This window comes from Duganella sp. FT27W, from assembly GCF_009295655.1.
GTDB classification, from domain to species: Bacteria; Pseudomonadota; Gammaproteobacteria; order Burkholderiales; family Burkholderiaceae_D; genus Rugamonas; species Rugamonas zoogloeoides.
The window spans coordinates 539,149-562,163 of sequence record NZ_WHIV01000002.1 but is presented as its reverse complement, the minus strand read 5'-3'; the positions used below and the strand labels follow the sequence as shown (position 1 = coordinate 562,163).

Annotated in this window: 11 protein-coding genes; 9 read left to right on the top strand and 2 right to left on the bottom strand. The window is 64.6% G+C overall.

The genetic code is table 11. The features are described 5' to 3' along the window. Positions 1-32 precede the first annotated feature (32 nt). Entirely contained in the window at positions 33-419 is a 387-nt protein-coding gene (locus F8197_RS08680; RefSeq protein WP_152881547.1) for a hypothetical protein, read from the top strand. Here the strand turns inward: F8197_RS08680 and ycaO are convergent. After that, entirely contained in the window at positions 376-2,121 is a 1,746-nt protein-coding gene (ycaO, locus tag F8197_RS08675) for a 30S ribosomal protein S12 methylthiotransferase accessory factor YcaO (RefSeq protein ID WP_152881546.1), read from the bottom strand. The genes F8197_RS08680 and ycaO overlap by 44 nt on opposite strands. 259 nt (positions 2,122-2,380) lie before the next feature. Between ycaO and F8197_RS08670 the strand changes: the two genes are divergently transcribed. Continuing rightward, positions 2,381-2,875 (top strand): hypothetical protein, encoded by a 495-nt coding sequence (locus F8197_RS08670; RefSeq protein WP_019922630.1) that lies wholly within the window; start codon positions 2,381-2,383, stop codon positions 2,873-2,875. Between the two features lie 115 nt (positions 2,876-2,990). On the opposite strand, the gene F8197_RS08665 is transcribed toward F8197_RS08670, so the two are convergent. Further along, positions 2,991-3,887: an MBL fold metallo-hydrolase gene (locus F8197_RS08665; RefSeq protein ID WP_152881545.1), complete on the bottom strand. Its 897-nt coding sequence runs from the start codon at positions 3,885-3,887 to the stop codon at positions 2,991-2,993. Between the two features lie 158 nt (positions 3,888-4,045). Between F8197_RS08665 and F8197_RS08660 the strand changes: the two genes are divergently transcribed. From F8197_RS08660 to cueR, 7 genes are all read left to right on the top strand, one after another. Next, positions 4,046-5,707, top strand: coding sequence for an HD domain-containing phosphohydrolase (locus F8197_RS08660; protein ID WP_152881544.1), 1,662 nt, complete (start codon positions 4,046-4,048; stop codon positions 5,705-5,707). Then, positions 5,707-7,956, top strand: coding sequence for a CHASE2 domain-containing protein (locus F8197_RS08655; RefSeq protein WP_152881543.1), 2,250 nt, complete (start codon positions 5,707-5,709; stop codon positions 7,954-7,956). The genes F8197_RS08660 and F8197_RS08655 overlap by 1 nt, the downstream gene beginning before the upstream one ends. Positions 7,957-8,071: 115 nt before the next feature. Then, a complete protein-coding gene (locus tag F8197_RS08650) occupies positions 8,072-9,649 on the top strand; it encodes a ShlB/FhaC/HecB family hemolysin secretion/activation protein (RefSeq protein ID WP_193333376.1) in 1,578 nt (525 codons plus the stop codon). A gap of 36 nt (positions 9,650-9,685) precedes the next feature. Continuing rightward, on the top strand, positions 9,686-19,408 hold the full coding sequence (locus F8197_RS08645; protein ID WP_152881541.1) for a YDG domain-containing protein: 9,723 nt from the start codon (positions 9,686-9,688) through the stop codon (positions 19,406-19,408). A 4-nt stretch (positions 19,409-19,412) separates the two neighbouring features. Beyond that, positions 19,413-20,153 (top strand): FecR domain-containing protein, encoded by a 741-nt coding sequence (locus F8197_RS08640; protein WP_152881540.1) that lies wholly within the window; start codon positions 19,413-19,415, stop codon positions 20,151-20,153. Between the two features lie 71 nt (positions 20,154-20,224). Then, positions 20,225-22,621: a heavy metal translocating P-type ATPase gene (locus F8197_RS08635; protein ID WP_152881539.1), complete on the top strand. Its 2,397-nt coding sequence runs from the start codon at positions 20,225-20,227 to the stop codon at positions 22,619-22,621. Next, positions 22,618-23,010, top strand: a complete 393-nt coding sequence (gene cueR / locus F8197_RS08630; protein WP_152881538.1) for a Cu(I)-responsive transcriptional regulator — start codon at positions 22,618-22,620, stop codon at positions 23,008-23,010. Before F8197_RS08635 ends, cueR begins: the two co-directional genes overlap by 4 nt. The last annotated feature ends 5 nt before the right edge of the window (positions 23,011-23,015 follow it).

Genomic DNA, 23,015 nt, shown 5'->3' with positions numbered 1-23,015 from the left:
CAAAGGGAGCTGCGGCTCCCTTTTTTTATCCCATGCAAAAAATTGAATTCAAGCAGTTGCTGGACCTGGCGTTGGTCTCCGAAGCGGTCACCGGCGACTGCACCTGCAACCAGGTGCCGCTGGCAGCCTGGCAAGCGCTGCCGATGACCCTCGAGCTGGACCGCTTCGACGAAGTGGGCACGCTGGTGGACGATCCGTACGATGAGCCCACCTTCGCCGAATACCACCCGCACGGCACCCGCTACGACAGCCCGGACGCCCCGATCGCCCCGCGCTACTATCCCTGCAACATCAGCCAGGTAGCCCGCTGCCGCGACTGCGGCCGGCACTACCTGCGCTACAACGAGGCGGGCGGGTATTTTACGGAGTTGCGGATCAGGGCGTTACAGCCGGAGTTGTTGGTGGATGCCCCGTTGTAAGCTTGTCATACGCCGCCAGCAAACTTCGGTGCAGCGCGCTGCCTTCGAAGTTGGGGCCCAGGGCGTCGAGGCCGAAGAAGCGTTCGGAGCCGTCGAGCAGCGCTTCGGCCAGTTCCAGCGTGGGGGCGCCGTACAGCAGTTGGAGCGCCTGGCGGTAGTTGTCCGGTTCGTCGAGCTTGAGGATGGTTTCGATGCAGCGGTACACTAGCAGGCGCGGCGCGGGCAGGTCGTGGTAGTGGCGGATCCAGTCGCAGCCTTCCAGCACCGCTTCTTCGTCGCCCACCACCAGCGCCAGCAGGGTTTTCAGTTCGCCGAGGCGCAGCTGCTTCCAGGGCGTACCGGCTGGCACTGCCAGGCCCAGGATTTCCCACACCGGCCGCTCGTCGTTGAGGTGCGATGTTTGCAGCTCGGCCAGCAATGACGTGCATTCCTGCACCGAGAGATCGTGCAGGCGCGCCAGCAGCGGACGCAGCGCGTTGCCGGCGCTGTTGTTCTCCCATTCCAGGTCGTCGAGCGGATAGATTTCGGAAAATCCCGGCACCAGGATGCGGCAGCTGTAGATGCCTTGCTCGTCGAAATCGGCCACGTAAATATCCTTGCCTTCGGCGTGAAGCGCATCGACCAGCCACTGGTAGTCGCCGGTGGTGGTGGTGCTGAAGTTCCAGTCGACGAACGGGTAGTCGGACGTGTCGCTGAAGAAGTCCCAGCTGATCACGCCGCTCGAATCGACGAAGTGGATCTCGAGGTTGGTCACCGCGTTTATTTCGGTCATGTCGAAACCCGGTTCGGGCAAGCCCGCCAGCGCTTCGAGCGGGCGCCCTTGCAGCAGCTCGGTGAGTGCGCGTTCGAGGGCGATCTCCAGGCGCGGATGGGCGCCGTAGGACGACAGCACGCCCTGGTCGGTGGAATTGACCAGGGTGACGTTCATGACCGGGTATTTACCGCCCAGCGAAGCATCCTTGACCAGCACGCCGAAGCCGGCCGCGCGCAGCGCTTCGATGCTGGCGCGCAGGCGCGGGAAGCGGGCGATCACGTCGTCCGGCACGTCCGGCAGGCACAGGCCTTCGGCGATGATGCGGTACTGGGTGGCGTGCTCGAAAATTTCGGCCAGGGCCTGGGCGCGCGCTTCGTTGAGGGTGTTACCGGACGCCATGCCGTTACTCACGTACAGGTTGCCGATGATGTTGACCGGGATGTAGGTGGTGGCGCCATCGCGCAGGCGCGTGTAGGGCAGGGCGCAGATGCCGCGCGCGCTGTTGCCGGAATTGATGTCGATGAGCGCGCTGGCGGGAATGTCGCCTTGCGGGTTGTAGAGCGCATGCAGCTCCGGGTTGAGCACGTCTGCCGGCCAGCTGCCATCGGTGGCCGGTGCGAACCATTTTTCGCGCGGATGGTGCACCACCGGTGCACTGGCGCGGGCTGTGCCCAGGTGATAGTGGGTCCAGAAATAATGCGTGCTCAGGCGCTCGGCGAATTCGCCCCAGGCGCTGGCGCGTGCAGCCAGTTCGGTGGCGCCCTTGCCGTTGGCGTACAGCAGCGGGCAGTCGCGGTCCTGCAGGCGCAGCGACCACACGCCGTTGACGGACTGATGCGCAGCCATTTCGTCGAGCAGGAAGCCGCGCGCGGCCAGCCTGGTCTGCAGGTTGGCGATGGTCGTCTCGAGGGCAAGGTCTTTACCCGGGATAAAGGTTTCGGTATTCATCGAAGGCTCTCGGTAAAGGGGGAAAGTGGGCAGGGCTTGCTGTCAGCATACCCCAATGCGTGCATGCCTTGTCGCCCGGGTCGGGTACAATATGCTGCAACGCGCCATGACCTGAAGCGAGCGATTCCGAGTTACCACCGCACGATTACGCAGGGCTTAAATGTGGGATAGCTCCTACGTAAGAATACTCCTTTGGCTGCTTACCGAAATGCCCCCCGGCGGGCACAATACGGGCTGGATTCAAACAGCAAAGCAGAACATGAAAATCATCGATCAGCGTTACATGGACAGCGACAATCGCTATTCCACCCAGCCATGCCTTCTCAGCATTCTTGAAGTTGACGACGCACCGGCCAACCCGGTCGCCATGGCTTCGCTCGACCAGCGTTTGCTGGCACTGCTGCCGGGCGTGCGCAACCAGGCCGCGATGGTCGGCCTGCGTGCCGAAGGCGTGCCGCAAATTGTGCGCGTGGTGCAGCAGGTCGCGATGGAATTGCGCCGCCTGGCGCTCAACGAAGTGTCGGTCGGTTTTGTCGGCGTGGTGCCGCGCACCCGTGGCCGCTACCGCCTGGTGCTGCCTTACGGCGCCACCGCCAAGAACGCCGCCGCGCCGGCGCTGCGCATCGCCACCCAGATGGTGTCGGCCCTGCGTGCAGGTAAATCGTTCAACTTGCAGGCTGCCGTGGCGCGCCTGCGTGCGCTGGCCGACCGTCGCTCGCTGCCACGTGGCGCGGCGCTCGCTGCTGCTGCCTGATTTCGTCCCCGCAATCCTGGCGCCGGGTAGTTGCCGTCATCCCAGTAATCTTAGGGCCGGGGCGGCCCGGCACTGGTCCGGTCGTATTTAGGTCGTATTGAGCAGCGGTGCCGGCTCAGTCCAGCACCACCTGCAGCCCCTCGTAAGCCAGCTTTACCGTCAATCCCCCCAGGCGCCCCGCGTGGCGCGCCATCACTTCCGCAAACACCGCTTCCAGTTCGTCATCGCTGCGGGTCGGCTCGTGGTGGGTGCAGTACAGCGCCTTCGCGCCGCAGCGCAGCGCTAATTCCATCGCCTCATCGAACGTGCCGTGGCCCCAGCCCTGCTTGGCCGGGTACTCTTGCCTCGTGTAGGAACAATCGACGATCAAGGCATCGACGCCAGCGACCAGGCGGTCGATGGCAGCGGTGCGCGCGCGCACTTGCTGCTCGGCTGCCGCATGCTCGGGATGGTCTGCGGGATGGGGGTTGTAAAACGGTTCGTGGTCGCCGGTGAAGAACACCGACTTGCCGTGGCAGTCGATGCGGTAGCCGAGGTTGATCACCGGGTGGTTCATGACCACGTTGGAGATGGTGGCATCGCCCACCGTGATGGGCGCGCCCGCCACCAGCGACTGGTACTCGATGGTGGCGCTCATTTGCGTTTCGCTGACCGGGAAGTAGCTGTTTTGCAGCTGCACGTTCATCACGTGCTCGATGCCGTGGCCGGTGTCGGGATCGGTCACGCCGTGCAGGCGCACGCGGCTGCCGCGCACGAACAGCGGCGTAAAAAAGGGCAGGCCGTGGATGTGGTCCCAGTGGCTGTGGGTGATGAAGATGTTGGCGTGGATGTCGCCAGTCTGGTGTTGCAGCAGCGATTGCGCCAGCGGGAACAGGCCGGTGCCGGCGTCGAGGATCAGCAGGGTGTCGTTGTCGGTGCGAACTTCGATGCAGGTGGTGTTGCCGCCGTAGCGCATGGTGCGCGGGCCTGGTGAGGGAATCGAACCACGCACTCCCCAGAATGTGAATTTCATGCGTACCCCTGGTGCTGTGCCATTTTTAAAGTCGTTTTTCTGGGCGATGATAGCTTTATTTCCGCCAGGCAGGGTAAAAACACAACAAGCTGTGTTCAAATTATGTAAGCGGGAAATCTGTCATGTACACGAACTTGCACTGAGGATACACTTTCGCCATGCAAGAGTTAACCCCTTCCCAAATCTCCCAGCGCCTCGACCTGTTGACCGAACTGAGCGTTGCGCTCGGCAAGTCGCACGATACCGACATCCTGCTCGAGCACATCCTGCTGGTCGCCAAGCGCATGACCAATGCCGATGGGGGCACCCTGTATCGTCCCAGTGCCGACCGCCGCGCGCTCGATTTTCACATCCTGATCAATGACACCCTGGCCATCCACCAGGGCGGCCCTGGCGGCGAACCGATCCGCGCACCGGCGATCCCGCTGTTCGACGCCAATGGCGCGCCCAACCTGTCGGCCGTGGCCGCGTATGCGGCGCACTCGGGCGAGTCCGTCAATGTGGCCGATGTGTACCAGCCGCAGGCCGAGGGTTTCAATTTCTCGGGCATGCTCGATTTCGACCGCCAACGCCAGTACCATTCGAAGTCGATCCTGACGGTGCCGATGCGCGATCACGAGGGTGAACTGACGGGCGTGCTGCAACTGGTTAATGCGCGCGCGCCGCAATCCGAGGCGGATCCGGGCCCCACCATCATCGCCTTCAACCAGACCGACCAGCGCTTCATCGAGGCGCTGGCGGCCCAGGCGGCGGCGGCGCTGACCCACCAGCGCCTGATCGCCCAGCTCGAAGAACTGCTCGAGTCGCTGGTCAACCTGATCAACATCGGCATCGATGAAAAATCGCCGTACACGGGCCGCCACTGCCAGTTCGTACCCGAGCTGACCATGCGCCTGGCCGAGGCGGTGCACGCCACCGAGACGGGCCCGCTGGCCCACTTCCGCATGACCGACGCCGACCGCAAGGAGCTGTGGATGGCCGGCCTGCTGCACGACTGCGGCAAGATCACCACGCCGGTCCACGTGGTGGACAAGGCCACCAAGCTGGAAACCATTTTCGACCGCATCGCGCTGGTCGATACGCGCTACGAGGTGCTCGAGCGCGATGCCAAAATCGCCGCGCTGGAACAGAAGCTGGCAATGGCGACCGATGGCGCCGCCACCCCGACGGCGCTGGCCGACATCGACGCGGCGCTGGCGGCGCAGCAGCAAGCGCTGCGTGCTGAACGCGCGTTCCTGCGCACAGCCAACGTGGGTGGCGAGGGCATGGCCCCGGCCGACCAGCAGCGCGTGCGCGACATCGGCGCGCGCGTGTGGACCGACATGGACGGCGCGGCGCGCCAGTTTCTCGACGCCGACGAGGTGCTCAACCTGTCGATCCAGTACGGCACGCTGACGGCCGACGAGCGCAAGATCATCAACAACCACATCTCGGTCACGGTGCGCATGCTCGAATCGCTGCCGTGGCCGCGCCACCTGCGCAACGTGCCCGAGTACGCGGGCGGCCACCACGAACGGATGGACGGCAAGGGTTACCCGCGTGGTTTGCGCGGCGAGCAGATGTCGGTGCAGGCACGGCTGATGGCGATCGCCGACATCTTCGAGGCGTTGACTGCCTGCGACCGGCCCTACAAGAAGGGCAAGATGCTGTCGGAGTCGCTCGACATCCTCGGCAAGTTCGCGCTTAACGGCCACATCGATCCGCAACTGTTCGACATCTTCATCCGCAGCAAGGTGTACAGCGAGTTCGCCCAGCAGCACATGGACCCGCGCCAGATCGACGTCATCGACGAGTCGCGCATTCCCGGCTACGTGCCCTGATGCGCTGGCGTTCCGGCTGGTCCCGGCATGGCGCGCGGCTGTTGCTGGGCGCGTTGTTGACGCTGGTGGCCGCGTGCGCCAGCATCGGCATCTTCGGCAGCGACACCATCGGCCGGCTCGACGCCATGCTGGGCGACATGCGCATGCGCGTTGAAACGCCGCAGCTCGACCCGCGCATCGTGATCGTCGATATCGATGAAAAAAGCCTGAACCAGATCGGCCGCTTTCCCTGGGGCCGCGACGTGCAGGCGCGCCTGGTCACCCAGCTGACGGGCCATTACGGCGTGGGCGCCGTGGGCTTCGATATCTCGTTTCCCGAAGCCGACACCAGTTCCGGCTACGGCGTGCTGGCCAGCCTGGCCCGGGGCGAACTGGCCGGCGTGCCGGGCCTGCGCAGCCAGCTCGAACGTTTAAAACCGCAGATGGACTACGACGCGCTGTTTGCCGAGGCAATGCGCGGCCAGCCGGTGGTGCTCGGCTACAGCGTGTCGGACCGGCAAAAGAAGGGCGTGTTGCCCCAGCCGGCCTTCACGCTGGCCGACCTGAACGGCCGCACCGTGACCGCGTTTGCCGCGCCCGGCTACGAGGCCAACCTGGCCCAGTTGCAGCACGCGGCGCAGGGCGCCGGCATTTTCACGGCCCTGACCGATAGCGACGGCGTGCTGCGCTCATCGACCCTGCTGCAGCGCATCGGCGACGGCTATTATCCGTCGCTGTCGCTGGCCACCGCCAGCGTGTACCTGAAGGCGCGCGCGATTGCGCCGGTGTTCACCCAGACCCTGGACCAGATGTCGGAGGCCGAGCGCGAGCATGGTGGCCTCGACCGCATCGCCATGTTTACGCCGCGCGGACAACTGACGATACCGGTCGGCGAAGCCTTGACCACCACCATCGAATTTCGCGGCAAGGGCGGCCCCGACGGCGGCGCCTTCCGTTACGTGTCGGCCGCCGATGTCCTGATGGGCGCAGTGCCGGCGGACGTGCTGCGCGGCGCCATCGTGCTGGTGGGGACCACTGCCGCCGGCCTCAACGATATCCGCGCCACCCCCGTCAATGCCGAGTTTCCCGGTGTGGAAGTGCACGCCAACCTGATCAAGTCCATTCTCGACGGCCATTTCAAGTCGCGTCCCGATTACGCCCTGGCCATCGAATTTGGCCAGGTGGTGCTGGTGGGCCTGCTGCTGGGCGGCGCGCTGGCGCTGGCCACCCCGGCGATGGCGGTGCTGCTGGCCGTCGGTGCGCTGGCCTGCGCCTTGGGCGTCAACTGGTGGCTGTATCACAGTGCCGACGCCGTCCTCGACAGCGCCGTGCTGCTGCTGCTGATCGCCGCGCTGTTCGTCGCCAACCTGGCCTGGGGCTATTTCTTCGAGGTGCGCAAGGGCCGGGCGCTGGTGTCGCGCTTTGGCCAGTACGTGGCGCCGGAACTGGTGGCGCAGATGGCCGACAATCCCGACCGCTACAGCATGGATGGCGAAAGCCGCGAACTGACGGTGCTGTTTGCCGACGTGCGCGGCTTCACGGCCATTTCGGAGCAGATGACACCGCAGGAGCTGCGCGAATACATCAACCTGTACCTGACCGCCATGTCGGAAGACATCCGCGACAGCCATGGCGGCACCCTCGACAAATATATCGGCGACGCCGTGATGGCGTTCTGGGGCGCACCGGTGGCGTTTGCCGATCATGCGGGCCGGGCCGTGTCCAGCGCCTTGCTGATGCAGCAAAGCGCGGCGCGCCTGAACCAGCAATTCCAGGCGCGCGGCTGGCCGCCGCTGCAGATCGGCATCGGCCTCAACAGCGGCTTGATGCACGTGGGCGACATGGGCTCGCGCATCCGCCGCGCCTATACCGTGATGGGCGACGCCGTCAACCTGGGGGCGCGGCTGGAAGGCATCACCAAGGTATATGGGGTGGGCATTGCCGTGAGCGAATTTACGCGGGCGCAAGCGCCGCAGTTCGCGTATCGGGAGCTGGACCGCGTACGGGTCAAGGGCAAGACCGAACCGGTGGCCATTTTCGAGCCGCGCGGCCTGCTTGCCGACGCCGATGCGGCCGAACTGGCGCTGCTGGCCAGCTGGTCGCGCGTGCTGGGACTGTTACGTGCACGTGACTGGGATGGCGCCGAGGCCATCCTGCTGGCATTACCGGACGATGGGCTGCGCCGGCTGTACGCCGCGCGACTGCAGCAGTATCGCGCCACGCCGCCCGGCGCGGATTGGGACGGCGTAACCACATTCGAGACGAAATAAGCACCGGCGGCAGGGAAATTGCTGACTGGAAACCATATTCCGTCTAAAATTTGCTTTCACTCAATTGATGCCCAGCCGCGCCTGGCTGGCCATGCACTCACAAGAACTCTCACACATGAACGATCGTCTGGTGCGCCTGCTTGCAGGTTCCGCGCTGTTGCTGTGCGCGTCATATTCCAAGGCCGATACCCCCACCGACACGCCCCGTTTCGATATCGCCCGTTACGAGGTCAACGGCGATACCTTGCTCGGTGAGCAACTTGTGCAAGCGCTGGTGGCGCCGTTTGCCGGCCAGCAGCGCGATTTTGGCGATATCCAGCGGGCGGTCGAAGCGCTGGAAAACGCCTACCGCGCGCGCGGCTACACGCTGGTGCTGGTCATGTTGCCGGAGCAGGAGCTCGCCCACGGCGCCGTGCGCCTGAACGTGCTGCAGACGCAGGTAGGCAAGGTAACCATTTCCGGCAACCAGTACGTGGACGACGCCAATGTGCGGCGCGCACTGCCAGCCCTGGTCGAAGGGCAGACGCCGAACATGCCGGCGCTGGGCCTGAGCCTGAAGCTGGCCAATGAAAACCCGGCCCGCAAGCTGGAAGTGCGGCTGGCCGGTGGCGAAGCCGAAGGCAAGGTCGATGCCGGTATCACGGTGGTGGATGAACGCCCCTGGAAAGCCACGCTCAACCTCGACAATACCGGCAGCGACGCTTCCGGCAAGACCCATGCCGGCGTGGTGCTGCAACATGCCAACCTGTGGGGCCGCGACCACGTGGCCAGCGTGCAGTACACCACCTCGCTCGAACACGGCAGCCAGATCGGCGTCTATGGTGTCGGTTACCACGTGCCGTTGTACGCGCTGGGCGACTCGCTGGACTTTTTCGCCAGTTACTCGAATGTCGATTCGGGCACGGTGTCGGCCGGCATCGTTGACCTGGCCGTCAGTGGCCGCGGCACCACCGCCGGCGCGCGCTACAACCAGAATTTCGGCAAACGCGACAACTATGAACCCAAGCTGGTCTATGGGCTGGACTTCAAGGCTTACCGCAACAGCCTGCAATTCTTCGGCACCGAGCTGGGCACGGATGTGACGGTACGTCCCGTCAGCATCGCCTACATCGGCGCCTGGCGTTTGCCGGACGGCGAGGCCAGCGTGGGCGTGACCCTGGCGCGCAATATTGCCGGCGGCAAGAACGGCAGCCAGCGCGACTTTACCCTGGCGCGGGTGGGCGCCAAGGCCGGCTACAGCGCCTTGCGCCTGAGCGGCAGCTACAGCCAGGTGCTGGGCAACGACTGGCAATGGCGCGCGCTGTTCAACGGCCAGTACACGCCCGATGCGCTGGTGCCGGGCGAGCAGTTCGGCGTGGGTGGCGGCGCCTCGGTGCGCGGTTTTCTCGAACGCGAAGTGGCCAATGACAGCGGCGCCAACCTGAACCTGGAACTGTACACGCCCAACTGGTGCGGCAATGGCGGCTACCAGTGCCGCGCGCTGGCCTTCTACGACACCGGCTGGGTGCGCCGCAATCACGTCCTGCCTGGCGAAATCGACAGCATGGCGATCGGCTCGGCCGGCCTGGGCCTGCGCATGCTGCTCAGCCGCTACGCCAATGCGCAGCTCGATTATGCCCATGTCGTCAACCCGGGCCAGACCGGGCGCCGCGACGCCAATCGCCTGCATTTCCGGGTTGCGCTCTCGTATTAAGGTACTCAGGTACTGAGGTACCAAGGATAAAACATCATGACCAAACCAAAACCATTGCGCACCGTGCCCGCCAGCCACCCCTTCGAGCCGCCGCTGCGCCGGACCGCGCTGGCGCTGCTGATCGCCGCCTGTTTCAATGCCGCCCATGCCAATCCGGTCGCGCCGCAAGTGGTGCATGGCCAGGCCACGTTCAACCAGCAGGGCAACCTGTTTACCATCACCAATACGCCTAATACCATCATCAACTGGCAAAGTTTTTCCGTGAATGCCGGTGAGATCACGCGTTTTGTCCAGCAAAACGCCGGCAGCAGCGTATTGAACCGCATCACCGGGCAAGACCCCAGCAAGATCCTCGGTTCCCTGCAGTCGAACGGCAAGGTGTTCCTGATCAATCCGAACGGCGTGCTGTTCGGCCGCGACGCCCGCGTTGATGTGGCGGGGCTGGTGGCCTCGAGCCTGGCGCTGTCGAACCAGGATTTTCTGGCCGGTAAGATGAGCTTCAAGGCCGGCGACACGGCCGGCGCTGTCATCAACCAGGGCGCCATCAACGCCGGCAGCGGTGGGCAAATCCTGCTGATCGCGCCAAACGTGGAAAACAGCGGCATCATCACGGCGCCGAACGGCGACGTGCTGCTGGCCGCCGGCCACAGCGTGCAACTGGCCGACGCCGCCAACCCGGACTTGCGCGTGGTGCTGTCGGCACCGGCCGACCAGGCCATCAACATCGGCCAGGTGGTGGCGCAGGGCGGACGTATCGGCATGGCCGGCGCGCTGCTGAACCAGCGTGGCGTACTCAACGCCAATAGCGCGGTGGTCGGAGAAAACGGCAAGATCGTGTTGAAAGCCAGCGGCAAGACGCTGCTGGAAAATGGCAGCGTCACCAGCGCCACCAGTGCGGTGGGCAAGGGTGGCGAGATTACCGTGCTGGGCAACCAGGTTGGCATGCAGGGCAATGCCAGCGTGGACGCCAGCGGCGCCACCGGCGGCGGTACCGTGCTGCTGGGCGGCGACTACCAGGGTAAAAATGCGGCGATTGCCAACGCACGCCAGGTAGCGGTCGGCAAGGATGCCAACATCGCCGCCGACGCGTTAGAGAACGGCGACGGCGGCAAGGTCATCGTCTGGGGCAACGAGACGGCGCGCGTATTCGGCAGCATTTCGGCACGCGGCGGCGCGGCGTCGGGCAATGGCGGCATGGTGGAAACGTCCGGCCGTTATCTGGCGGTCGATGGCATCCGCGTCGATACCAGCGCGCGGCGCGGCAAGCGCGGCAACTGGCTGCTCGATCCCTACGATATCGAAGTCGTGGCCGGCTACAACGGCCAATTGCAGAGTGTCGATCAGTTTGCCGACGAGCCGCTCAACGCCACCGTCGGCGCCGACACGATTTCGAATGCCGGCAGCAACGTCATCTTGCAGGCGACGCACCGCATCACTTTCAACAGCGCCATCAATATGGTCAACAGCGGCGCGGGGCTCACTGCTCAGGCAGGCGAGGCGATCAATGTCAATGCAGCGATCACCACCATTGGCGGCGCGGTCAACCTGTCGGCCAACGATGCGGCCGGCGGCATGGCTTATGGCGCCAGCGGCAGCGTCAACCTGAACGCGGCCATCAGCACCGATTATGGCGACGTTACGCTGTCCGGCGCCAGCATCCTGGGTGCCGGCACGGTCAACGTCGGCAATGGCAGCCTGAGCTTGAAAAGCAATCTGGCGGACGGCAGCATTGCGCTGAGCGGCACCGGCGATCAATTGGTGGGCAGCGGTGCGGAAGGGCAGACCGTGCGCTTGCAGGCCGACAATATCAGCTTTACCGGAGGCCTCAATTTCGGCGGCGCCGGTGGCCTGGCCGCGCTGACCATCAAGCAATTGAGCAACGGTCGCCGAATCGACCTGGGCAGCAAACCGGATAATGCGCTGGGCCTGACAAGCGCCGAGCTGAACCGCGTTGCCGTCAATACCGTCAATATCGGCGATGCCAGCTCTGGCGGTATTGCCATCAGCGCCCCGGTCAACCTGGTTGACCAGCAAGCGACAAACGGCATCAAATACCTGAACCTGGAAACCGGCGGCGCCCTGGTCGCCACGAACAAGCTGGCCATGCACCAGGCCGACAGCGAACTCAACGTGACGGCCGCCAGCCTGACGGTCGGTAACGGCGGTGGCCTGTCGGCGGGCGCCACCGTCAGCCTGACGGCTGACAACATGAGCCTGGGTGGCTCGTCCCAATCGATCCGCGCCGGGACCGGCACCGGCACCGTTAGCCTGAATCGTCGCAGCAACAGCGGCAGCATTGAGATCGGCAGCGCCGGCGCGGACAGCATCGACAGCCTGGGCCTGACCGAAAGCGAGCTGAAATCCGTCGCCGCATCGACCATCGCGATCGGCAACGATAACTACGCCGGCGCGCTGAATCTGCAGGGCGCGCTCGACCTGAGCAACTCGAATAACCTCAACCTGCTGCAATTGCGCACCGGTGGCAATATCAACCTGAACGGCGCCGTGGCCGTCGCGAATGGGCTGACTGTCGCGGCCGGTTCCTTCGGCTCGGACAGGGTGATCAGCGCCAATGGCATCGTCAGCGTCGGCGGCGCTTTCATACTCGATGGCGGTAACTGGGTGCAGAATAATGCCAGTTTGCCCGCATTTTCCGCCTATAGCTTCAATATCAACAACGGCAGCTTCTTGCGCGTCAGGGGCGGAAATGGCGACGCGGCAACGCCGTACCAGATCGCCGATGTGTACGGCCTGCAAGGGATCGGCACGCAAAGCTACAACAAGCATTACAGCCTGGTGGCCAACATCGACGCCAGCGGCACGGCCAACTGGAACCGGGGCGATGGGCGCACGGGGTTTGCGCCCATGTTCACTGGCGACGATATGGCTTACGCGGGCATCTTCGATGGCGGCAATCACAGCATCAGCGGCTTGACCATCAACGGCGGCGTCAACCCACCGTATTTCGGCAGCGGCCTGTTCGCGCGGCTGCAGGGGGGCACCATCCGCAACCTAGCGATGGTAGGCGGCAGCGTTGTCGGCGGTAACAATGTGGGCGCGGTAGCGGGCAACAATGGTGGCGGCACGATCAGCAACGTCACCAGCAGCATGTCCATCAGCGGCAATACCAATGTCGGCGGCCTGGTGGGCGCCAATACCGGCACGATCAGCAATGTCACCGCCACTGGCAGCGTGACGGGGCTCGACTCTCGCAATAATGCGGGCGTTTCTACCGTGGGCGGCCTGGTCGGCGCCAATAACAGCGGCGGCACGATCACAGTGGCCCGCGCCACGGGCGCGGTCAATGCGCCCGGTGGACAAGTGGGCGGCCTGGTCGGCAATAACAACGGCGCCATCGCGCAAGCGTATGCCATCGGCAGCGTCGATGGCGGGGCTGATGTAGGCGGACTGGTCGGACGCAATGGCGGCACCATCGGCGACGCCTACGCGACCGGCGCCATTCGCATGGTCAGGGTCTACGACATCTATCCAAACAACCTTGGCGGCGTCATCGGCTGGAGCGTGTCGGGCAGCAGCGCCAGCCGCCTGTATTTTTCTGGCACTGTATCGAGCAATAACGCCACCTCCGGGACCGTGGGCGCCGTGGTCGGGCGCGCCGATCCTGGCGCGGGCGTGGGGCCGGCGCTCTTCAACTACGAAACCTCCGGCACTTATTTTGACCAGGGCGGCTCCACCGGGCGCAGTACGGCCGACATGAGCAAGCAAAGCAGTTTCGGCGGCTTCAATTTCGGCGACAATGCCGTCTGGCGCATCTACGAGGGCCATACCACGCCGCTGTTGAAGGCGTTCCTGACGCCGTTGCAGGTCACCGCCGGCGGTGCCTCCAGCCGCGTCTACGACGGCCAGGTGGCCAGTGTCGGTCCGCTCAGCTATGTCGGGCTGCTCAATGGCGACCTGGGCGCCAGCGGCACGGCCACGTATGGCGACGCGCGCAATGTCGGCACCTATGCATTGGGCGGCCTGTGGTCCACCCAGTATGACATCAGCTATGCCGGCGCCACCAGCGTGTCCATCACGCCGCGTGCGTTGAGCGTCATCCTGAGCGGCAGCAAGGTGTACGACAGTGAGCTCGGCTTTGCCAATGTATCGTTAAGCCTGGACAACGTCGTCAGCGGAGACTCCGTGAGCGTGGCTGGCACCGCTGCGCAATTTCTCGACAAGAACGCTGGCACCAACAAGCCGGTCACGGTCAGCGGCCTGACCATTTTGACCGGTAATGAACTGGGCAATTACAGCCTGGCAGATACCGCCACTGGCACGGCCGATATCACCCGCGCCACTCTCGCCCTGGGCAATGTCAGCGCGGCCAATAAAATCTACGATGGCAACACCACCGCCAGCATCAGCGGCAACCTGACTGGCGTGATCGGCAGCGACCAGGTCCAGCTAACGGGCCTCTTGGGCAGTTTCAACAACAAGAACGTGGGCGCCACCAAGGATGTCAGTTACAGCGTGACCGAGAGCAATCTCAGTGGCAACGATGCCGGCAACTATGTATTGGCCAACGGAGGCAGCACCAGTGCCACCATCACGGCGCGCACGCTCAATCTCGGCTTCGCCGGCGTCAATAAAACCTATGATGGCAACGCGGCGGCGACCTTGACGATTACTGACGATCGTGTCGCGAACGACGTGCTGACAGCAACGGCCAGCGGCGCCTTTGCCGACAAGAATGCGGCTACGAACAAAGCGATCACGGTGGAGAATGCCAGCCTGTCCGGCACGGATGCTGGCAACTACGTGCTGGCCTCGACCACCGGCGCGACCAGCGCCACCATCACGCAGCGCGCGCTGACGCTGGGATTTGCGGCAGCGGGTAAAACGTACGACGGCAAAACCGACGCCACGGTCTCGGTGACCGACAACCGCGTGACTGGTGACGTACTGACGGCAACGGCTACTGGTTCATTTGCCGACAAAAACGCAGGCATCAACAAGGTCGTGACGGTGGATAACGCCAGTCTGTCCGGCACCGATGCTGCCAACTATGTGCTGGATTTAACCACCGGCGCCACCAGCGCCACCATCACGCAACGCGCGTTGTCGCTCGGCTTTACGGCCGCCGGCAAGACCTATGACGGCAACACTGCCGCCACGGTTGCAGTGACCGACAACCGTGTGACTGGTGACGTACTGACGGCAACGGCTAGTGGCTCTTTTGCTGATAAAAACGCAGGCATCAACAAGGTCGTGGCGGTGGAGAACGCCAGTCTGTCCGGCACCGATGCCGCCAACTACGTGCTGGCCTCGACCACCGGCGCCACCAGCGCCACCATCACGCAGCGCGCCTTGGCGCTCGGCTTCACGGCAGCCGGCAAGACCTATGATGGCAACACCGCCGCCACGGTTGCAGTGACTGACAACCGAGTGACTGGTGACGTACTGACGGCAACGGCTACTGGTTCCTTTGCCGACAAAAACGCGGGCATCAACAAGGTCGTGACGGTGGAGAACGCCAGCCTGTCCGGCACCGATGCGGCCAACTATGTGCTGGATTCAACCACCGGCGCCACCAGCGCCACCATCACGCAACGCGCACTGGCGCTGGGCTTTACGGCCGTCGGCAAGACCTACGACGGCAACACCGCCGCCACGGTTTCAGTGACCGACGACCGAGTGACTGGTGACGTACTGACGGCAACGGCTACTGGTTCCTTTGCCGACAAAAACGCGGGCATCAACAAGGTCGTGACGGTGGAGAACGCCAGCCTGTCCGGCACCGATGTGGCCAACTATGTGCTGGATTCAACCACCGGCGCCACCAGCGCCACCATCACGCAACGCGCACTGGCGCTGGGCTTTACGGCCGTCGGCAAGACCTATGACGGCAACACCGCCGCCACCGTTGCTGTGTCCGATAATCGTGTCGCTGGTGACGTACTGACGGCAACGGCCACTGGCGCCTTCTCTGACAAAAACGCAGGCACCAACAAGGTCGTAACGGTGGAGAACGCCAGTCTGTCGGGTACCGATGCCGCCAACTACGTGCTGGACTCAACCAGCGGCGCGACCAGCGCGACCATCACGCAGCGCGCACTGTCGCTCGGCTTCACGGCAGCGGGCAAGACCTACGACGGCAACACCGCCGCCGCCGTCGCAGTGACCGACAACCGTGTGGCTGGCGACGTACTGACAGCAACGGCCACTGGCGCCTTCGCCGACAAGAACGCCGGTGCAAATAAAGTGGTGGCAGTGCAAAACGCCAGCCTGTCCGGCACCGATGCCGCCAACTACGTGCTGGACTCGACCACCGGCGCGACCAGCGCCACCATCACGCAGCGCGCCTTGGCGCTCGGCTTCACGGCAGCCGGCAAGACCTATGACGGCAACACTGCCGCCACGGTTGCAGTGACCGACAACCGTGTGACTGGTGACGTACTGACGGCAACGGCTAGTGGCTCTTTTGCTGATAAAAACGCAGGCATCAACAAGGTCGTGGCGGTGGAGAACGCCAGTCTGTCCGGCACCGATGCCGCCAACTACGTGCTGGCCTCGACCACCGGCGCGACCAGCGCCACCATCACGCAGCGCGCCTTGGCGCTCGGCTTCACGGCAGCCGGCAAGACCTATGATGGCAACACCGCCGCCGCCGTCGCCGTGACCGATGACCGTGTTGCTGGTGACGTACTGACGGCAACGGCCACTGGCGCCTTCGCCGACAAGAACGCCGGTGCCAATAAAGTAGTGGCAGTGCAAAATGCCAGCCTGTCCGGCACCGATGCAGCCAACTATGTGCTGGACTCGACCACCGGCGCCACCAGTGCCACCATCACGCAACGCGCACTGTCGCTCGGCTTTACGGCCGCTGGCAAGACCTATGACGGCAACACTGCTGCCACGGTTGCCGTGACCGACAACCGCGTGAGTGGTGATGTATTGACGGCAACGGCTACGGGTTCCTTTGCCGACAAGAACGCCGGTGCCAACAAGGTCGTGACAGTGCAGAACGCCAGCCTGTCCGGCACCGATGCTGCCAACTATGTGCTGGACTCGACCACCGGCGCCACCAGCGCCACCATTGCGCAGCGCGCCTTGGCGCTCGGCTTCACGGCAGCCGGCAAGACCTATGATGGCAACACCGCCGCCGCCGTCGCCGTGACCGATGACCGTGTTGCTGGTGACGTGCTGACGGCAGTGGCTACTGGCGCTTTTGCCGATAAAAATGCCGGTGCAAATAAAGTGGTGACAGTGCAGAACGCCAGCCTGTCGGGCACCGATGCCGCCAACTATGTGCTGACTTCGACCACCGGCGCTACCAGTGCGACCATCACGCAGCGCGCGCTGGCGCTGGGCTTTACGGCTGCTGGAAAAACCTACGACGGCAACACTGCCGCCACGGTTTCAGTGACCGACAACCGAGTGACTGGGGACGTACTGACGGCAACGGCTACTGGCGCCTTTGCTGACAAAAACGCAGGCACCAACAAAGTTGTGACGGTGCAGAACGCCAGCCTGTCCGGTACCGATGCCGCCAACTACGTGCTGGACTCAACCAGCGGCGCGACCAGCGCCACCATCACGCAGCGCGCGCTGGCGCTCGGCTTTACGGCAGCGGGCAAGACCTACGACGGCAACATCGCCGTCGCCGTCGCAGTGACCGACAACCGTGTGGCTGGCGACGTACTGACGGCAACGGCCACTGGCGCCTTTGCCGACAAGAACGCCGGTGCCAACAAAGTGGTGACAGTGCAGAACGCCAGCCTGTCCGGCACCGATGCAGCCAACTACGTGCTGACCTCAACCACCGGCGCGACCAGCGCGACCATCACGCAGCGCGCACTGTCGCTCGGCTTCACGGCAGCGGGCAAGACCTACGACGGCAACACCGCCGCCGCCGTCGCAGTGACCGACAACCGTGTGGCTGGCGACGTACTGACAGCAACGGCCACTGGCGCCTTCGCCGACAAGAACGCCGGTGCAAATAAAGTGGTGGCAGTGCAAAACGCCAGCCTGTCCGGCACCGATGCCGCCAACTACGTGCTGGACTCGACCACCGGCGCGACCAGCGCCACCATCGCGCAACGCGCCCTGACCCTGGGCTTTACCGGTAACGACAAGGTGTATGACGGCGGCAGCGCGGCCACGGTCGCGATTGCCGATAACCGACTCGCGGGCGATATTCTCAATATCTCGGCCAGCGCCGCGTTTGCCGACAAGAATGCCGGCAGCGGTAAGACTGTTACGGTAAGCAATGCCAGCTTGTCCGGCACCGATGCCGGTAACTACACGCTGGCAGCATCCGGTGGCGCGACCACCGCCAGCATTGCCCGCGCGGCACTGACTCTGAGCAGCATCAGCGCCAGCGACAAAGTGTATGACGGCACGCAAGCGGCCAGTGTCAGCGGCACCGTGGCCGGCGTGATCGGCCAGGATGCGGTCAGTCTGGCCGGCGGTAGCGGCGTCTTTGCCGACCGCAATTTTGGTACCGGCAAAGCCGTGGCCGTGAGCGGCTTCCAACTGGCTGGCAGTGATGCCGGCAATTACACCTTGACGACCAATAGCGGCGTGGCGCAGGCCAGCATTGCGCAACGCGCCTTGTCAACCTGGATCGGCGCGAGCGGCGGCTTGTGGAGCGATGCCGCCAACTGGGAAGGTGGCGTGGCGCCAAGCGGCAGCAACGTGCTGGCAGCTGATTTTGCGGCCAGCACCGGCACCGTGGTGTACACGGCCGCCGCTGGCGACACCGTACTCAACAGTTTTACCTCGCGCGGCGGCCTGAACCTGACCGGCGGTAGCCTGCTGGTCAATGGCGCCTTCAGCGCTGCCAACTACGCGCAAAGCGGTGGTTTGCTCGGCGGTTCGGGCAATGTCACGATCAGCAACAGCTTCAGCCAGAGCGCCGGCGCCATCAACGTGGGCGGCAACCTGGCCATCAGCCAGGCCAGTGGCGATCTGCGGTTTGCCGCGCTGGCGGCCAATGCCATCAGCTTGACCGCCAGCACGGGTGCCATCAGCCAGAGCGGCGCCGTGGTGGCCAACAGCCTGGCAACGCAATCGCAAAGCGGAACGGTGCTGAACGATGCGGGCAATCGCCTTAAAAGCTTTAGCGCCAGCAATAGCGGCGCCGGCGGCATAGCCTTGACCACGACCAGCGCGCCCGATGTGCTGGTGCTGGGCAGCCTCGCTACGGGGACTGGCGATGTGCGTATCGAAAGCACCGGTGGCGTTGAAAGCCATGCCATTGCCAGCGGCAGCGGCAACGTGACCCTGATCGCACACAGTCCGGTCAACGTGCAGGGCGCCATCAGCGCCAACGATATCACCATCGACGCCAGCACGGGCGTGAGCTTCGGCGACGGTGCGCGCGTCAATGCGGCGCGCACCGTCGCGGTGACGGCCGGTACCGGCGTCACGTTTGCCGGTGCGGCCACCCTCGATGTGCTGGCGACGGGCGGCATCAATGTGCTGGCCAGAAACGGCGATCTGATCGCTGCCGATACCGTGCGCATCAACAGCCGCGGCGCGCCCGTTACCTTGCTGGCGCCAAATGGCAGGTTGATCGTGCCAGCTTCCGTAATGGTGACCGTGCCGGTGACCACGCCGGTGGTGCCGCCATCGGCAGTCACCGTCCCTGGCAATGCCGTGGCCTCGCTGACCAGCACGTATAACCCGCTTAACCAGATCAGTACGCCCAACAGTGTGAGCAGCCCGCTGCTGGCAAACCTGGCCCTGGAAGACTCGACCAAGAAAGCTACAAATGAATCCAAAAACGGTATCAAGAAGACCTACTGTAACTAGGTCGATGCTGGCAGGCGCCATGCTGTGGCTGGTGCTGATGGGCATCAGCCTGCACGCGCTGGCGCAGGTGGCCGGCACGGTGACGCAGTTGAGCGGCCCGATGATGGCGAAAAAGGCCGACGGCAAGGTCAAGATACTGTCGCTGAAATCCGACGTGGAATCGGGCGACACGTTAACGACCGAGAAGAACACCTATGCCTTGGTGAAATTCATCGACAACAGCGAAATCACCCTGAAGCCAGGCACCACCTTTGTCGTGGAGCAGTTTGCCTACCAGTCCGAGCAGCCCGACGGCGACCGGGCCAGTTTCAACCTGGTCAAGGGCGGCCTGCGCTCGCTGTCGGGCTTGCTGGGCAAACGCAACAAGGAAAAGTTCAGCCTGAAAACACCGGTGGCCACCATCGGCATACGCGGCACGTATTTCACGGTCGAATATATCGGCGCCGGCGGCGCCATACCGTCGGCCGCGACGTTGCCCAAAACGGCGGTGCCTAGCCTTCCGCCAGGACTCTACACGTCTGTGATCGACGGACAGATCCAGGTGAGGAATCCGAGCGGCACGCTTAATTTTGCCGCCGGCCAGTTCGGCTATACGCCAAGCGCCAGCCAGCCGCCGATCCTGATACCGCAGAATCCGGGCTTGCAGTTTACGCCGCCGCCCAGTTTCATCACGATAGGGCCCGTTGCCAGCGGCCATTCCGCCACGCCGGACAAGTCTGGCGGCGTCGATTGCGAGGTGCGCTAGATTTCGCTTGACCTTCCCATCGTTGGATAGTTGATCCTGTATGCATTCTCCATGCATACAGGATTTTTAACATGCAAAACCCCGCTCAACACACCTTGTCGTTCGGCATCGACGGCATGAGTTGCGCTTCGTGTGCCGGCCGGGTCGAGAAGGCGCTGGCCGGCGTGCCCGGCGTGGTGGACGCCAGCATCAATCTGGCCACCGACACGGCGCGCGTCACCAGCAGCACGCCGATTGCGCTGGCGTCGCTGCAGGCGGCGGTGGAGCAGGCCGGCTATGCACTGGTCACCAGCGAGATCGACCTGAACATTGAAGGCATGACCTGCGCCTCGTGCGTGGGGCGCGTTGAAAAGGCGCTGCTCAAGGTGCCCGGCGTGCATGCCGCCAGCGTCAACCTGGCCACCGAAAGCGCGCGCATCAAGGTCAGCGGTGTGGAAGCCGCCGCCCTGGTCGCCGTCCTCGACAAGGCCGGCTATCCGGCCAGCGTCGCCAGCCATGACAGCACTGCCACGGCCGCCGTAGCCGCAACCCCGGCGCGCGATGGCTGGAAAGTGCTGCTGGCCGCCGCCTTGTCGCTGCCCCTGATGCTGCCGATGCTGCTCGAGTGGGCCGGTTTGCACTGGACGCTGCCGGGCATGCTGCAATGGGCGCTGGCAACGCCGGTGCAATTCCTGCTCGGCTGGCGCTTTTACCGCGCCGGCTGGAAAGCGGTGCGGGCCGGCGCCGGCAATATGGACTTGCTGGTCGCCGTCGGCACTAGCGCCGCCTATGGCTTGAGCGTGTACCTGCTGCTGGCCGGCCACGGCGGCATGGCGCACCTGTATTTCGAGGCATCGGCCGTCGTGATCACCCTGGTCTTGCTGGGCAAGTGGCTCGAAGCGCGCGCCAAGCGCCAGACCGCTGCGGCTATCCGGGCGCTGCAAGTGCTGCGCCCCGAGTCGGCCCGGGTGCGCCGCGACGGCCAGGAGCACGATGTTCCGGTGGCCCAGGTGCGGCTGGGCGACCTGGTCGTAGTGCGTCCGGGCACGCGCATACCGGTTGATGGCGTCGTGCTCGAAGGCGCGAGCGATGTCGATGAATCGCTGATCACCGGCGAGAGCCTGCCCGTGAGCAAGCACGCGGGCGAGCAGGTGACGGGCGGCGCCATGAATGGCGCCGGCGTGCTGCTGGTGCGTACCAGTGCCGTGGGGCTGGAGTCCACCTTGGCGCGCATTATCAGGCTGGTAGAAGACGCGCAGGCGGCCAAGGCGCCGATCCAGCATCTGGTGGACAAGGTGAGCGCCATCTTCGTGCCAGTGGTGCTGGGACTGGCGCTGTTGACGCTGCTGGGCTGGTGGATTGCCAGCGGCGACCTGGAAACGGCGATTATCAACGCCGTGGCCGTACTGGTGATTGCCTGCCCGTGCGCCCTGGGCCTGGCCACGCCGGCGGCGATCATGGCCGGCACCGGCGTGGCGGCACGCTACGGCATCCTGATCAAGGACGCCGAGGCGCTGGAGGTGGCGCACGCGGTCACCACGGTGGTGTTCGATAAAACCGGCACCTTGACGGTCGGCATGCCCGTGCTGGCGGCGCTCCACGCGCATGACATCGCCGAAGAACGCTTGCTGCAACTGGCGGCTGCCATCCAGGCCGGCAGCGAACATAGTCTTGCCAGGGCCGTGCTGGCAGCGGCTGCGGCGCGCCAGCTGGCGCCCCTGACGGCCGGCGGCGTAGCGGCCTTGCCGGGCAGGGGGCTGGCGGCCCAGGTCGATGGGCTGGCTTTGAAGCTGGGCAGCACGCGCCTGATGCAGGAAGAGGGCGTGGACCTGGCGCCGCTGCAAGAACAGGCGCAGGCGCTGGAAGCTGCCGGCAATACCATCTCCTGGCTGTCGTGCGGACCGCAGTTGCTGGGCCTGTTCGCCTTCAGCGACCCGGTCAAGCCTGGCGCCCGCGCGGCGATTGCCCGGCTGCAAGCTTTGGGCATTGCCACCGTCATGCTGACGGGCGACAACCAGGGCAGCGCACAGACCGTCGGCAAGCTGCTGGGCATCGATACGGTGGTGGCCAATTTGCTGCCGGCCGATAAAGTGGCTAGAATCGTGCAGCTGAAGGCGGCTGGCGCCAGGGTAGCGATGGTGGGCGACGGCATCAACGACGCGCCGGCGCTGGCGGCGGCCGATGTTGGCATTGCCATGTCCACCGGTACCGACGTTGCCATGCAGGCGGCGGGCATTACCCTGATGCGCGGCGACCCGGCGCTGGTGGCGGACGCCATCGATATTTCGCGCCGCAGCTACAGCAAGATCCGCCAGAACCTGTTCTGGGCCTTCATCTACAACCTGGTGGGCATTCCGCTGGCGATGCTGGGGCTGCTCAATCCCGTGGTGGCCGGTGCTGCCATGGCACTCAGTTCCGTCAGCGTGATCAGTAACGCGCTGCTGCTGCGCCGCTGGAAGCCCGCCAACACACCCCGGAGTGCCACATGAATATCGGACAAGCCGCTGCCGCCTCGGGCATCACCGCCAAGATGATCCGCTACTACGAGAGCATCGCGCTGGTGCCGCCAGGACGGCGGTCCGACGCCGGCTACCGGGTGTACAGCGACGATGATTTGCACGTACTGCGCTTCGTCAAGCGCGCCAGGACGCTCGGCTTTTCGCTGGAACAGATCCGCGAACTGCTGTCGCTGTGGCAGAACAAAGCGCGCGCCAGCGCGGACGTCAAAGCCATCGCGCTGGGTCACGTGGCCGAACTCAACCAGCGCATCGCCGAGCTGACCGAGATGCGCGATACGCTGCAAACGCTGGCCGGCTGCTGCCAGGGCAACGACCGTCCCGATTGCCCGATCCTGCAAAGCCTGGGGCATTCCGACTGATGCCC